This is a genomic window from Acidisphaera sp. L21 (genome assembly GCF_009765685.1).
In the GTDB taxonomy this organism is placed as follows: domain Bacteria; phylum Pseudomonadota; class Alphaproteobacteria; order Acetobacterales; family Acetobacteraceae; genus LMUY01.
The window spans coordinates 1-13,240 of record NZ_LMUY01000020.1; the positions used below are offsets into that span (position 1 = coordinate 1).

Here is a 13,240-nt window from a genome sequence, read left to right on the forward strand (position 1 = left end):
CAGGCAGGCCGCCGACCTCATGCGGAGTGCATAACACCCTCTAGGCTTCGTGCAGACCTAATTCGGGTAATCATAGCTCAGAGGGATCCTTAGAATTCCCAACAACCGCAAGGGTTTCGGCTGGATTAATCCTAATGCGCGGAATGGATCCATATCGCCCACCAAGATAACCGCGGTCAAACGCCTCACCTGAACGAGCCTTAAAATCGGATAAGGGTGTAAGTTTCGTGCCACGGACGCCATCAAGTTTGACGAGCCATATTCCATCTCTATGGATCCTATCTTGCGATAAGAAATGCGTCTCATGGGTGGTAAATATCATCTGCCCAAACTTCTTACTCCATTTCGTATCCTGGAAAACTGCCACAAGAAATTCAAATGCTAATGGATGCAAGCTGTTATGAAGCTCGTCAACAACCAAAACCCGCCCATTTTCTAGCACATCTAACCACGGCCCAGACAACGCAAAAAGAACCTTCGTACCATCAGACTCTTCATTTAAAGGTAAGAAGACCACCTCACCACTTTCAGTCTTGTGGCCGAGGTGCACTTCAGCGATTCGCCCGCGACGCTTACCAACCGACATGCTTTTTAATAACGGCTCTCTGATTGAAAGAGGAAGTTGGGAGAACGCTTGCTCTGGATCTTTCTCAACTACTCGAATATCCGAAATATTCACATCAACGGAATGCAAAAACTTTAAGATATTCTTTTTTTCTATACTTGTGGATTTCTCTGCGCTAAAGCTCTCGCTCAGTCGCTGACTAGACTTGACAACACGCAATCTATCTCGAAACCAGGCGAACGGCTCAAGAAAATGTTCGGATTTGAGTTGCACGGCGACAGAAAGGAACAGAGCGTTATCGCGTGTCGACTTTTTCCAAACCTCGCGTTCACCTTTGACCGAAGATCCAACAGTTATAGTCTGCTTTTTGGTCTTGGGATCATACCCTCTCTCAAACCATTTTTGGGACTTCCGTCCGGGAGGGGTTGCATACAACCACTCTTTTACGACAACAGATTTGGTGACCCAGAAACCATACTGATATCTTGTCCCGTTCTCGACGAAAATAGCTTCAAATTGGGACGGTTTCTTCCGCGTTTCATTCGAAAACAAGAATGGCTCTGCCCCTATTTCTTCACCTTCTTGAGAATCCCGTGCCGATGAAACAACGAATTGCCGCATAAAATACATGGCATTTACTAATGTGGACTTTCCCGCTCCATTCGGACCAAGTATTGCCGCCGCTTTTAGAAGGTGCGGGACAGCGGCGATTCCAGTGTCGTGGCTATGCACGCCTCGGGCAGATCGCGATGACCCCGCGACCATTGAGAGCGTCTGAAGCTCCGCAACGGATCGAAAGTTGCTTACAGAGAACTCAATCAACATCAATTTTGCCCTACGTCTGCGCCAGTATTTTGCACCTTCTCGGCATAATTTCAAGGTTTCTGCCTTTGCGGAGCTGGCGATGGTGACCATACATGTCAATTCGGGGACCTAGCAGTGAGCAATGAATTTACGAAGGGCCCTGCACCGCTACCCCACCACCACCTGCGGCCCCCTCCCCCGCATCACCCCCAACGCCACCTCCTGCAACGCCGGCGTCTTCGCCCCGCAAGCCTCCGCCACCACCCTCACCTGCGCCCCATCCTCAATCGCCGCCAGCGCCGTCGCCAACACGCAGCAATCCGTAGACACCCCCGTCAGCACCAACTCCGGCGTCTCCCCCACCACCCGCCGCAAATCCGGCGTCCACTTCGAAAACTGGTGCGTATCCACCACCGCCCCCGGCTGAAACACCGGCGCAATCCGCCAAATCCGGTCCTCCCGCCCCGCCGCCACCGCGAACGGCCATTTTTCGTAATACCCGACCCAACTCCCGGTAATCTCCGTCGGCGGAATGAACCGCGTGAACACCACCCGCTCCCCAAACGCCGGAATCATCGCCGCAATCCGCGACGCCACCGCATCGAAACACGGCGCATACCAAGGACTGCCCGGCTCCCCGAACACCAGTTGCATATCGATCACGACCAGCCATGGATCCGCCATCACAACACCCGCGACAAAAACGCCTGCGTCCGCAGATGCGCCGGCCGGTGCAGCACCTCGCCGGGTGAACCGTGTTCGATGATCTCGCCGCCATCCATCACCAGCACCGTATCCGCAACCTCCCGCGCAAAGCCGATTTCGTGCGTCACCACCAACATCGTCATCCCCGTCGCCGCCAGTTCCTTCATCACGTCCAGCACCTCGCCCACCAACTCCGGGTCCAGGGCGGAGGTCGGTTCGTCGAACAGCATCAGCGTCGGCCGCATCGCCAAGGCGCGCGCAATCGCCACGCGCTGCTGCTGCCCGCCGGACAAATGCCGCGGGTAACTGCCCGCCTTCTCCGCCAACCCCACCCGGCGCAGCATCTCCTGCGCCTGGCTCGCCGCGGCCTCCCGTCCCAACCCGGCGACGCGCACCGGCGCGTCCATCACGTTCTGCAGCACCGTCAGATGCGGGAACAAATTGAACCCCTGGAACACCATGCCGATCGCCGCGCGCTGCCGGCTCGCCTCCCGCTCACTCAGCGGATGAAACCGCCCGGCGCGCTCGCGATAGCCCACCGGGTCACCGTCGACGTAACACATGCCGCGGTCGATCGCCTCCAGCCCGTTGACGCAGCGGAGCAGCGTGCTCTTCCCCGCGCCCGAGGGGCCGAGCAAACACATCACCTCGCCGCGCCGGGCGGCGAAGGATACGCCTTTCAGCACCGGCGTGGCGCCGAAGGATTTCCAGATCGCCACGGCCTCCACGATCGGCGCCGTCACGCCAGGCGCTCGCCATAGCGACGTTCGATCACGCGTTGCCCGGCGGATAACACGGTGGTCAGCACGAGGTACCATAGCGAGGCGACGATCAGCAGCGGGATGGTTTCGAACGTGCGGCTGTAGATATTCTCCACCGACTCCATCAGCTCCGGCAACGCCACGATGCTCGCCAGGGAGGAATATTTCAGCATCCCGATCACCTGGTTTCCGGTCGGCGGCAGAATGGCGCGCATCGCCTGCGGCAACACCACCCAGCGCAAGGTTTGCAGCCGGCGGTAGCCCAGCGCCTTCGCCGCCTCGCTCTGCCCCGGCGGCACCGACAGCAGCCCGGCGCGGATGATCTCCGCCATATACGCGCCCTCGTTCAGCCCCAAGCCCAGCAGCGCGGCGGTAAAGGAAGAAATGGCGAGCGTGCTGGACACGGAAAAGAATTTCGGACCACCGAACGGAATGCCCAGCGAGATCTGCGGAAACAGCGACGCAAGATTGTACCAAAACACCAACTGCACCAGCACCGGCGTGCCGCGAAAAAACCAGATATACAAATCAGCCGCCAGGGATAGCACGCCGGCGCCGGGCAGTTTCAACACCGCCAGCACCAGGCCGACGACGATGCCGATCACCATCACCAATACCGTCAGCAGGCAGGTGGTTTGCAGCCCGGCGATCACCTCTCGGTTCAACATGTAATGGGCGACGATGCCCCATTGGAACCCGGCATTGGTGACCAGTTGGTAGACCACCCAGGCCGCGAACACCGCCAGCACCGCACCCCCCGCCCACTGGCCGTAGCGGGGGCGCCGGGCGATGATGGGCTCGCTACGGTGCTGCATTCAGCTCCGTCGCGTTGAACGCGGAATCGGCGACGCCGTATTGCTCGAACAGCTTGGTGTAGCTGCCATCCTGCTGCATGCTTTTCAGCGCCAGGCGGAGCGCGGCGGCCAGCGCAGTGTTGTCCAGCCCGACCACGATGCCGGCGCGGATCGTGCTGCCCTCCAGCTTGCCGTGCTGCATCGTCAGTTTGTCGCTGTGCTGGGCGATGTACAGCCCGACCGCCTCGTCGGACAGAAACCCCTCGCCGCGGCCATTGGCGACGGCCAGGTAGGTGTCGGCGCTGTTGGGGTAATACAACAGGGCAATCGGCTTCTCGCCACGCGCCTGGCAGTCGGCCGACACCTTCTCCGCCAGCCCGATCTGCGCGCTGCCCTGGGTAATCGCCAGGGTGTGGCCGCACAAATGTTGGATGTCGATCGGCGCCCCGTCCTTGCGCACCAGCAGGCCATAGCCGCCGTTGTAGTAGTTGACGAACTGGGCGATTTTGCGCCGCTCAGCCGTATCGTTCAGTTGGTCGACGCCGATGTCGAACCGGCCATTGGTGACGCCGGGCACGATGGCGGGGAATTTGACGTCGGTGAATTGCGGCGTCAGGCCTAGCTTGGCGGCAAGCGCCCGGACCAGGCGAATGTCCAACCCATCCGGCTGCCCGTCCTCGCCCTTGAAATCGAAGGGCGGCCATTGCAGGGACGTCGCAACCTTCAACTCCCCCGACTGGCGCAGCGCCTCCGGCAACGCGGCGCGCGCTGCCGGGTCCACGCCGGGCGTTTGGGCGGCGGCCACACCCGGCATTGCGAGCATGGCCGCCAAGGCCACCCTCCGCGCGTGTTGCAACAGCGTCATCGCATCGCCCTCCGGTCCAACCGGGGCGCACTATTCACCGATTAGCCGGGAGTGCCCAGCGGGTTTTAATGCCGGGTGCGGCTCACCACTCGGCGAAGCTGCCGTCAACGTGGCGCCACACCGGGTTGCGCCAGCGATGGCCCTCGGCGGCTTTGCGGCGCACGAACGCCTCGTTCACCTCGATCCCCAGGCCTGGGCCGTCCGGGATGGCGACGTGGCCGTCGCTGTAGTCGAACACGCTGGGGTCCACCAGGTAGTCCAGCAGATCGTTGGTGGCGTTGTAGTGGATGCCCAACGATTGCTCCTGGATAAAGGCGTTGTAGCAGACCGCATCCAGTTGCAGGTTCGCCGCCAGCGCGATCGGGCCCAGCGGACAGTGCAGCGCCAGCCCCATGTCATACGCCTCCGCCATCGCCGCGATCTTGCGGGTTTCCGTGATGCCCCCGGCGTGGGACGGGTCGGGCTGGATCACGTCCACGTAGCCCTCGCTCAGGATCTTCTTGAAGTCCCACCGGCTAAACAGCCGCTCCCCCAGCGCGATCGGGGTGGCGCAATGGTTGGCGATCTCGCGCAACGCTTCGGAGTGTTCGCTCAACACCGGTTCCTCAATGAACATCAGGCGGTAGGCATCCAGCTCCTTTGCCAGCACCTTGGCCATCGGTCGATGCACCCGGCCGTGGAAGTCGACGGCGATGCCGAAATCCGGCCCCAGCGCATCCCGGATGGCGCCCACGCGGCCCAGCACGGCATCCAATTTGGCGTGGCTATCGAGGTATTGCAGTTCCTCGGTTCCGTTCATCTTGATGGCGGTAAACCCGCGGGCGGCCACTTCCTTCGCCGCCGCCGCAGTCTCCGCCGGGCGGTCGCCGCCGATCCAGGAATACACCCGGATCCGGTCGCGCAACTTGCCGCCCAGCAACTGGTGCACGGGCACGCCCAACGCCTTGCCCTTGATGTCCCACAGCGCCTGGTCGATGCCGGCGATGGCGCTCATATGCACCGCCCCGCCGCGGTAGAACCCGGCGCGGTACATCACCGTCCAATGGTCCTCGATCAGGAACGGATCCTTCCCGACCAGATAGTCGGACAACTCGTCGACGGCGGTCGCCACGGTGTGGGCGCGCCCCTCCACCACCGGTTCGCCCCACCCGAAAATGCCATCATCCGTCTCAATCTTCAGGAAGCACCAGCGCGGCGGCACGATGAAGGTGGTCAGCTTGGTGATCTTCATAGGAAAACCCTAACTAAGCGGTGGGAACCGGCGTCAGCACCGCATGGCCGGCGAAATGGGCGGCCAGGTTGTCGTAGGCGAGTGCGGCCATGGCGTGCCGTGTGGTGGTGGTGCCACTGGCCATGTGCGGGGTCAGCACCACATTCTCCATCGCCAGCAACGCGGCCGGCACGTGGGGTTCGTCGACGAATACATCCAACCCGGCACCGGCGATCTGCCGCGATTCCAGGGCGGCAATCAGCGCCGGCTCGTCCACCACGCTGCCGCGCCCGATATTGACCAGAATGCCGTCCGGCCCCAACGCGGCCAGCACCTTCGCATCCACCAGGCCGCGCGTAGCCGCCCCGCCATTGGTGGCGACGACGAAGAAATCGCACTCCGCTGCCAGCGTCACCGGGTCGGCGACGTAGCGATACAGGCTGCCGGGCACCGGCTTGCGGTTGGTGTAGGCGACGGACATGCCGAAGCCCTCGGCCCGCTTGGCGATGGCGGCGCCAATTCGGCCTAGGCCGAGAATCCCCATACGCTGTCCACTCACCTTGCGCGTAAACGGATGCGGCCCGCGCGCCCAGTGTCCGGCGCGGACAAAGCCATCCGCCCGCACCACAGCCCGCGCGGTGGACAGCAGCAGGGCGAACGCCATGTCGGCCACGTCGTCCGTCAACACGTCCGGCGTGTGGGTGACGGCAATGCCGCGCGCATGCGCCGCCACCGCGTCCACCCCGTCGTATCCCACGCCAAAGACGGAGATGATCTGCAGGTTCGGCAACCGGTCCTGCAGACTGCGCGGCACCTTCGACTCACCCGTGGCCGCGATGGCGCGGATCTGCGGCGCCAGCGTGGTCAACGCGTCGGTCCAGCCCTGCTCGTCAGCGATGTGATGGTAGTCGTAGGTGTCCCGCAACCGCTCCACCAGGAACGGCGGCAGCACGCCGACAGCCAGGAGCGGCAGCTTGCTCATGCATGGGTCTCCAATGTGGCGAGGGCGTTCACCGGGCGCTTTGGCCCCACCTGCAGTCCCAGCAGGCCGCCGATGGCTAGTGCAGCCGCGATCATCAGAATGCCGGGCTGGTAGCTGCCCGTGGCGTCCTTGATGCAGCCCACCAACGGCGGCAGGCCCATGCCCGCGAACTGCGCGGTGGAGTTGATCAGCGCGATGGCCGCCGCGGCTGCGACGCCGGACAAATGCTCGGTCGTCGCGGCCCAGAATACCGGCGTGGACGCCCAGTTCAACCCGACCGAGCACACCAGCAGCACGGCCGGCACACCCTCCATCAGGAACAACCGACGCCAGCCGGCCAGGCCGAAAGTCCCGTCCAATTGCAACAACGCGCCCGAGAGCGGCAGCACGTTCAGGCGGCCAGGCTGCGCCACGCCTCGGCGAAGGCGGCGGCGCGGGTGGCGACCTCCGCCGCGGTGAAGCCGGGCTTGTACAGCGCCGACCCCAGGCCGAACCCGGCCGCGCCCGCGGCGACGTACTCGGCCATGGTGGTGGGCGTGATGCCGCCGACCGGCAGGAACGCCGTCTGCTTTGGGAACACGCTGCGCCAGGCCTTCAGCACGCTTGGGGGCATCGCCTCGGCTGGGAACAGCTTCAGCGCATCGGCGCCGTTCTTCAGCGCGGCGTAGCCCTCGGTCGGGGTGGCGACGCCGGGGGCGCAGACCATGCCCGCCGCCTTGGCCGCGCGCACGATCACCGGGTCGCTATGCGGCATCACCACCAAGCGTCCCCCGGCAGCGTGAATTTCGGCCACACGCTCCACCTCGGTCACGGTGCCGGCGCCGACCAGGATGTCCGCCCCCATGGCCGCGGCCAGGCGGCGGATGCTTTCGATCGGATCGGGCGAGTTCAGCGGCACCTCGATCACCGCGAAGCCGGCCGCCACCAGGGCCTGGCCGATCGGCACCACCTCCTCCGGGGTGACGCCGCGCAGGATGGCGACCAGCGGAAAACGATCGAGATAGGGGCGAAGCATCAAGCAACATCCTTTTGCGGGCCGACCAGCCCGGCCTGGCAGGCGATCTGCCACAGCCCAGCCTCGGTCGCACCGGTGATGGTAATGGCGTCGGTGACACCGAACAGGGCCAAGGCGCGCAGGTAGCGATCGCACAACGCCGGGTCACCGATCAGCGCCAGGCGGCCAGGCGCGTCGGGCAGCGCGCACCGCAACTCGTCGCCGATGAGCAGGCCGGAGAGGTAGTTCAAACTATCCGCCGCCTGCAATTGGCCGGACAGCACCAGCGTGCGGGCGGAGAACAACAGCGGCGCAATCCCGCCCAGGCTGCCACGCGCCGCCTCAATCCCGCGGGAGAACGCAGCCTCACCCTCGGTAGCAGGCTGCCCGGCATCGCGCGCCGGGCGCCCCAGGATGGTGTGGCCCTGCAGGGCGGCAAATAGCTCGCCGGTCATGAAGGTTTGGAACCCAGCGATCCCACCCTGCTGAACGGACACCCATTTGCAGTGCGTGCCCGGCATCACCAGCCGCGCGCTCTCCCACAGCGCCGGATGCAGCGAGAGCGCGCCGAACACCTGCGTTTCCTCGCCCCGCATCACCTCCGGCTGCGTCCCATCCATGTCCAGGGAAATGCCGGGGATGATCCGCAGATCGGGTCCGCTGCCGGTCGTCACCGCCAGCATGCTGGTGGCCAACCCGGCAAGCCCGGTGGGGGCCTGGCAATACGCCGCCATCTGCCATCCCTGCGCGCTGCCCACCATGCCGCAGGCCACCGCCGGCAAGCCGGGCGCATCGCGCAGCCAGGCACCGGCGATATCGGCGAACACGGTGGGAAATCCGCCAGCCGGCACCTGCATGATCCCCATCGGCGCGGCACGGGTGTCCAGCACCGCGCCATCCGCCCCCATCAGGAACGCGCGCAGCGACGACGTGCCCCAATCCAGCGCGATCAGTTGCGGCTGGCCGGTCATGCCGGGATCTCCTGCGCGCGCATCCGCCGGGGCGTCCACCCGAGGTCGCGGGAAATCGACTGGGCGGCATCGATGATCTTGGGCACCAGGGCGTCCATTCGGTCCTCCGGCATGTAAGGGGTGGCGCTGGCGACGCTGATGGCAGCGACGATCTCGGCCCCCGCATCGCGTACCGGCGCGGCGACGCAACGTATCCCGATCTCGTTCTCTTCCATGTCCAGCGCGGCGCCTTGCGCAGCGAAACGCTGCATCGCGACGCGGTATTCGTCCCAGCCCGGCATCGCGACGTTGGGCGTAGCCGGGTGAACCAGGGCCACGTCATACAGCCCACGCCACCGCGCCTCGGTCATGTCCAGCATCAGCGCCTTGCCCACGCCCGTAGACGCCATCGGCATGCGCCGCCCGATGCGCGAGCGCATTTCCAGCCCACGTTGTCCCGGGATCTTGTCGAGATACAGCACCTCGCTACCTTCGGAGATACCGAGGTGCACGGTGTCCTGCGTCAGTGCCGCCAATCGGTCCAGATGCGGGCGTGCAGCCTGCACGACGGGCATCGTCTCCCGCGCCAGAAACCCTAGCTCCACCAGCTTCGGCCCCAGCCGATAGCTCATGCCGCCGCTGCCACTCGTCGCCAGGCGCAGATACCCGGCCTGGATCAGCGCCGTCGCCAGCCGATGGGTGGTGCTTCGGGTACAGCCAATCGCCACGCCAATAGCAGCCAGAGTAAGCGCGCCTTCGGCTACCGCATCGATGACGGCCATGCCGCGCAGCAAGGTCTGTGTGCCCAGCGGAAATCCGCCGTCGGTTCACGCGTCATCGATCGCTCCTCAAACGCCAGAGTAATCAAACACGACGCTCCGTCAACATGTGAAACCATATCCCGATATGTGAGAATCCCGACGGTAAGATCGTCCAAGAAGCAATAGCGGAGCAGCGCGACTATGCGCGCCATGCAACCCAGGATCGCATTTTCGTGCTGCAACTGATCGCCCGGCGGCTTGGCCATACAGCGCTGACGCTGCTGGCGATGTCGCTGGCCGTCTTCATCGGCACCAACCTGCTGCCCGGTGACGTCGCAGACGCCCTGTTGGGCCAGGCCGCGACGCCGGAGGCCACCGCCGCCTTGCGCACCGCCCTGCACCTGAACGAGTCCGCGCCTCTTCGCTACCTGCATTGGCTGGCTGGACTCATGACAGGGGATTTCGGCCAATCACTCGCCAGCCACATCTCGGTCGCCCAACTCATCGGCTCCCGCTTAGGCAACTCCCTCCTGTTGGCCGGGCTGACGGCGGCACTATCAATCCCCGTATCGCTGGCGCTCGGGATCACCGCCGCTGTCTGGCGCGGCACCCTGTTCGACCGCATCACCGCGATTGGCACCATCGCCGCCGTCTCGGTGCCGGACTTCCTCGTCGCCACCGTGGCGGTGATCCTCTTCGCGGTCGAACTGCAGTGGTTCCCCGCTTTGTCCACGCCGAGGATCGCGTCCATCCCAGAGCTGTTCAGCAGCTTCACCCTGCCGGTGCTGACCCTGTCCCTGGCGGTGGTGGCACAGATGAGCCGCATGACGCGAGCGGCATTGGTCGGCATCCTGGACTCCAGCTACGTCGAAATGGCGCGACTGAAGGGCCTGCGCCCCGGCCGCATCGTGTTGCGCCATGCCCTACCGAACGCCGCCGGCCCCATCGCCAACGCCGCCGCGCTGAGCCTGTCCTCCCTACTCGGCGGCGTCATCATCGTGGAGGTGGTGTTCAACTACCCGGGCCTCGCCAAGCTGATGGTCGACGCGGTCAGCACCCGGGACATGCCGCTGATCCAGGCCTGCGCCATGCTGTTCTGCCTGGGATACATGGTGTTGGTGCTGCTGGCCGATATCTGCTCCATCGCCACCAACCCGCGCCTGCGCCCAGCATGAGCGACACCGCACTGCGCCCCGCGCGCTTTCGCTACGGCGCGGTGCTGCCGGGTTGGATTGGCCTGGCGGTGGTGGTGTTCTGGCTTGCCGTCGCCCTGCTCGCACCCATCATCGCACCGCACCCGGCTGGCGCCATCCTGCGCGTCGGCACACTTGCCCCCGCCTCCGCAGCCGCACCGTTCGGCACCGATTTCCTCGGCCGCGACATGCTCAGCCGCGTAATCTACGGCGCCCGCTACACCGTAGGATTGTCCTTGCTCGCCGCCATCTGCGCCTCCGCCATCGGCTCGGTGCTGGGCATCCTCGCAGCCGTGCGCGGCGGCTGGACCGACGGCGTGCTCAGCCGCACGTCGGACGCGCTGATCTCCCTGCCCCACCTGATGTTCGCCCTGGTGATCGTGGCCGCACTCGGCTCCTCCTTGCCCGTGTTGGTGGGGCTGGTCGCGTTCAGCTACATTCCCGGCGCCTTCCGCATCGCCCGATCGCTGGCGGCCAACGTCAACGCGATGGATTTCATCCAGGTCGCTCGCGCCCGCGGCGAAGGCACGCCCTATATCGTGCTGCACGAAATCCTCCCCAACATCCTACTGCCCGTGCTCACCGATTTCGGCCTGCGCTTCGTCTTCTCCGTACTCCTCCTCAGCGGCCTGAGCTTCCTCGGCCTCGGCGTGCAGCCGCCCAACGCCGACCTCGGCGCCCTGGTCCGCGAGAATATCGAGGGCATCTACGACGCCGCCCCCGCCGTGATCGTCCCCGCCATCGCCATCGCCACGCTGACCATCGCGGTGAACCTCGCTATCGACGGCCTGCTCGGCCGCAGCCGGCTCACGGATTGATGGGCGCGCAGGTCGAGGTCGCCGGCCTCTGCATTGCCGCGCGTCGTGCGTCTGGCGCCGAGGCTGACATCGTCCACGACGTCAGCTTCTCCGCCGCGGCCGGGGAGGTGGTGGCGCTCATCGGCGAGTCCGGCTCCGGCAAAACCACTACGGCCCTTGCCCTGCTCGGATACGCGCGCCCCGGCTGCCGCATTCGCGCCGGCCGCATCCACGTCGGCGGCACCGACGTGCGGGCGTTGCGCCCCGCCGACATGCCGGGCTTCCGCGGCCGCCGCGTGTCCTACATCGCCCAAAGCGCCGCCGCCGCCTTCAACCCGGCGCACACGCTGATGCAACAGGTCACCGAAGGCGCCATCATCCGCGGCCTGTCCCCCCGCGCCGCCCACATCAAGGCGGTCGGCCTGTTCCACAGCCTGGCCCTCCCCGACCCCGACCGCATCGGCCGTCGCTATCCGCACCAAGTCTCCGGCGGCCAATTGCAGCGCGTCATGGCAGCCATGGCGCTGATGACCGACCCGGAGTTGGTGGTGCTGGACGAACCCACCACCGCGCTCGACGTCACCACCCAGGTGGAGGTCCTGCGCGCCTTCCGCGCCGCCGTGCGCGAGCGTGGAGCCACGGCCGTGTACGTGTCGCACGATCTGGCCGTAGTCGCGCAGATGGCCGACCAGATCGTGGTGCTGCGCGGCGGCCGGGTGCAGGAGATCGGCGCCACCGCCCGCATCCTGTCCGCCCCCGAAAACCCCTACACGCAAAGCCTGCTGGACGCCGCCCCCTCCATCCACACCCCGCCCACCGCCGCCAAGCCACCAAAGCCCGCCCCCCCAGTGCTGGAGGCAGATGCGCTCGCCGCCAGCTACGGCGGCCCAGTGGGCGTCCCGGTGCTGCGAGAAATTGGGCTGCGACTGCTGCCTGGCGCCGTGCTGGGTGTGATCGGCGAATCCGGCTCCGGCAAAAGCACGCTGGCCAGGGTGCTGACCGGTCTCCTGCCCGCACATGGCGGCACGGTCCGGCTGTCCGGCACTGTGCTTCCCCCCGCCGCCGCGGACCGCACCGCGGACCAGTTGCGCCAGATGCAAATCGTCTTCCAGATGGCCGACACGGCGCTGAACCCGGCGCATTCCGTCGGCCGCCTGCTGGCCCGCCCACTCACCTTCTACCATCGCATGGGTGGCGCCGCGCGGGAGCGCCGGGTCGCAGAATTGCTGGACATGGTGCGCCTACCCGCCAATCTCGCCACCCGCCGCCCCGCCGAACTGTCCGGCGGCCAGAAGCAACGCGTGAACCTGGCCCGCGCCCTCGCCGCCGACCCGGCGTTGCTCATCTGCGACGAAGTCACCTCCGCCCTGGACACGGTGGTCGCCGCCGCCGTGCTGGATCTGCTGGCGGAGCTTCGGCGGGAATTAGGCCTAGCCATGGTGTTCATCAGCCACGACCTAGCCACTGTGCGCAGCATCGCCGACGACGTGATGATCATGTATGCCGGTCGGGCCGTGCAATACGGCAGCCGCGCCGCCCTCGCGCGCGGTCCCATTCATCCATACGCCGATCTGCTCGCCGCCTCCGTGCCCGAACTGCGCACCGGCTGGCTGGACGGGCTACCTCCGGCGACCGAAGGCACATCACCCGGGGCCGCGCGCGTCGTTGCCAACGAAAGCTGCGCCTTCTTCGATCGCTGTCCCGTCCGCCTGCCCGGGCTGTGCGACACCACGCCAACCCCCACCCAAACGCTCTCCACCGGCGCCACCATTCGCTGCACCCAGCCGGAGGCCGAGTTACTTCGGCTCGGCAGCGCAATCACCAGCGCCAAGGCCACGTCGGCCCAACCCGTGACGTAA

The 13,240-nt window shown here is 65.6% G+C and carries 14 protein-coding genes; 3 read left to right on the plus strand and 11 right to left on the minus strand.

What is annotated here, in order from left to right:
• Positions 1-70 precede the first annotated feature (70 nt).
• The 11 genes from GSQ76_RS05375 to GSQ76_RS05425 all read right to left on the minus strand — a co-directional run bounded on the left by GSQ76_RS05375 (position 71) and on the right by GSQ76_RS05425 (position 9,439).
• Positions 71-1,480, minus strand: coding sequence for an ATP/GTP-binding protein (locus GSQ76_RS05375; protein WP_158742886.1), 1,410 nt, complete (start codon positions 1,478-1,480; stop codon positions 71-73).
• A gap of 57 nt (positions 1,481-1,537) precedes the next feature.
• Complete coding sequence (locus GSQ76_RS05380) at positions 1,538-2,053, minus strand: cysteine hydrolase family protein (RefSeq protein ID WP_158742887.1); 516 nt, start codon at positions 2,051-2,053, stop codon at positions 1,538-1,540.
• Entirely contained in the window at positions 2,053-2,805 is a 753-nt protein-coding gene (locus tag GSQ76_RS05385) for an amino acid ABC transporter ATP-binding protein (protein WP_158742998.1), read from the minus strand. The genes GSQ76_RS05380 and GSQ76_RS05385 overlap by 1 nt, the downstream gene beginning before the upstream one ends.
• Before the next feature lie 8 nt (positions 2,806-2,813).
• Positions 2,814-3,650, minus strand: coding sequence for an amino acid ABC transporter permease (locus tag GSQ76_RS05390; RefSeq protein ID WP_158742888.1), 837 nt, complete (start codon positions 3,648-3,650; stop codon positions 2,814-2,816).
• Positions 3,637-4,494 carry a transporter substrate-binding domain-containing protein gene (locus GSQ76_RS05395; protein WP_158742889.1) on the minus strand — a complete coding sequence of 286 codons (858 nt, stop codon included), beginning with the start codon at positions 4,492-4,494 and terminating at the stop codon, positions 3,637-3,639. Before GSQ76_RS05395 ends, GSQ76_RS05390 begins: the two co-directional genes overlap by 14 nt.
• 82 nt (positions 4,495-4,576) lie before the next feature.
• On the minus strand, positions 4,577-5,725 hold the full coding sequence (gene dgoD, locus GSQ76_RS05400; RefSeq protein ID WP_158742890.1) for a galactonate dehydratase: 1,149 nt from the start codon (positions 5,723-5,725) through the stop codon (positions 4,577-4,579).
• A gap of 13 nt (positions 5,726-5,738) precedes the next feature.
• Complete coding sequence (locus GSQ76_RS05405) at positions 5,739-6,686, minus strand: 2-hydroxyacid dehydrogenase (RefSeq protein ID WP_158742891.1); 948 nt, start codon at positions 6,684-6,686, stop codon at positions 5,739-5,741.
• Positions 6,683-7,099: a hypothetical protein gene (locus GSQ76_RS05410; RefSeq protein ID WP_158742892.1), complete on the minus strand. Its 417-nt coding sequence runs from the start codon at positions 7,097-7,099 to the stop codon at positions 6,683-6,685. Before GSQ76_RS05410 ends, GSQ76_RS05405 begins: the two co-directional genes overlap by 4 nt.
• Positions 7,078-7,701: a 2-dehydro-3-deoxy-6-phosphogalactonate aldolase gene (locus GSQ76_RS05415; protein ID WP_158742893.1), complete on the minus strand. Its 624-nt coding sequence runs from the start codon at positions 7,699-7,701 to the stop codon at positions 7,078-7,080. Before GSQ76_RS05415 ends, GSQ76_RS05410 begins: the two co-directional genes overlap by 22 nt.
• The gene (locus GSQ76_RS05420) at positions 7,701-8,651 is read right to left on the minus strand and encodes a 2-dehydro-3-deoxygalactonokinase (RefSeq protein ID WP_158742894.1); all 951 of its coding nucleotides are present in this window, start codon (positions 8,649-8,651) and stop codon (positions 7,701-7,703) included. Before GSQ76_RS05420 ends, GSQ76_RS05415 begins: the two co-directional genes overlap by 1 nt.
• Positions 8,648-9,439 carry an IclR family transcriptional regulator gene (locus tag GSQ76_RS05425; RefSeq protein WP_408836171.1) on the minus strand — a complete coding sequence of 264 codons (792 nt, stop codon included), beginning with the start codon at positions 9,437-9,439 and terminating at the stop codon, positions 8,648-8,650. The genes GSQ76_RS05420 and GSQ76_RS05425 overlap by 4 nt, the downstream gene beginning before the upstream one ends.
• A gap of 185 nt (positions 9,440-9,624) precedes the next feature.
• Between GSQ76_RS05425 and GSQ76_RS05430 the strand changes: the two genes are divergently transcribed.
• The 3 genes from GSQ76_RS05430 to GSQ76_RS05440 are packed head-to-tail and all read left to right on the plus strand — an operon-like array spanning position 9,625 to position 13,240.
• On the plus strand, positions 9,625-10,566 hold the full coding sequence (locus GSQ76_RS05430) for an ABC transporter permease (RefSeq protein ID WP_254070251.1): 942 nt from the start codon (positions 9,625-9,627) through the stop codon (positions 10,564-10,566).
• Positions 10,563-11,402, plus strand: a complete 840-nt coding sequence (locus GSQ76_RS05435; protein WP_158742896.1) for an ABC transporter permease — start codon at positions 10,563-10,565, stop codon at positions 11,400-11,402. Before GSQ76_RS05430 ends, GSQ76_RS05435 begins: the two co-directional genes overlap by 4 nt.
• Complete coding sequence (locus GSQ76_RS05440; RefSeq protein ID WP_158742897.1) at positions 11,402-13,240, plus strand: ABC transporter ATP-binding protein; 1,839 nt, start codon at positions 11,402-11,404, stop codon at positions 13,238-13,240. The genes GSQ76_RS05435 and GSQ76_RS05440 overlap by 1 nt, the downstream gene beginning before the upstream one ends.

Coding starts and splice junctions, on each gene's coding strand:
- GSQ76_RS05375 (WP_158742886.1), bottom strand. CDS start 1,480: ATGGTCACCATCGCCAGCTCCGCAAAGGCAGAAACCTTGAAATTATGC.
- GSQ76_RS05380 (WP_158742887.1), bottom strand. CDS start 2,053: ATGGCGGATCCATGGCTGGTCGTGATCGATATGCAACTGGTGTTCGGG.
- GSQ76_RS05390 (WP_158742888.1), bottom strand. CDS start 3,650: ATGCAGCACCGTAGCGAGCCCATCATCGCCCGGCGCCCCCGCTACGGC.
- GSQ76_RS05395 (WP_158742889.1), bottom strand. CDS start 4,494: ATGACGCTGTTGCAACACGCGCGGAGGGTGGCCTTGGCGGCCATGCTC.
- dgoD (WP_158742890.1), bottom strand. CDS start 5,725: ATGAAGATCACCAAGCTGACCACCTTCATCGTGCCGCCGCGCTGGTGC.
- GSQ76_RS05405 (WP_158742891.1), bottom strand. CDS start 6,686: ATGAGCAAGCTGCCGCTCCTGGCTGTCGGCGTGCTGCCGCCGTTCCTG.
- GSQ76_RS05415 (WP_158742893.1), bottom strand. CDS start 7,701: ATGCTTCGCCCCTATCTCGATCGTTTTCCGCTGGTCGCCATCCTGCGC.
- GSQ76_RS05420 (WP_158742894.1), bottom strand. CDS start 8,651: ATGACCGGCCAGCCGCAACTGATCGCGCTGGATTGGGGCACGTCGTCG.
- GSQ76_RS05435 (WP_158742896.1), top strand. CDS start 10,563: ATGAGCGACACCGCACTGCGCCCCGCGCGCTTTCGCTACGGCGCGGTG.
- GSQ76_RS05440 (WP_158742897.1), top strand. CDS start 11,402: ATGGGCGCGCAGGTCGAGGTCGCCGGCCTCTGCATTGCCGCGCGTCGT.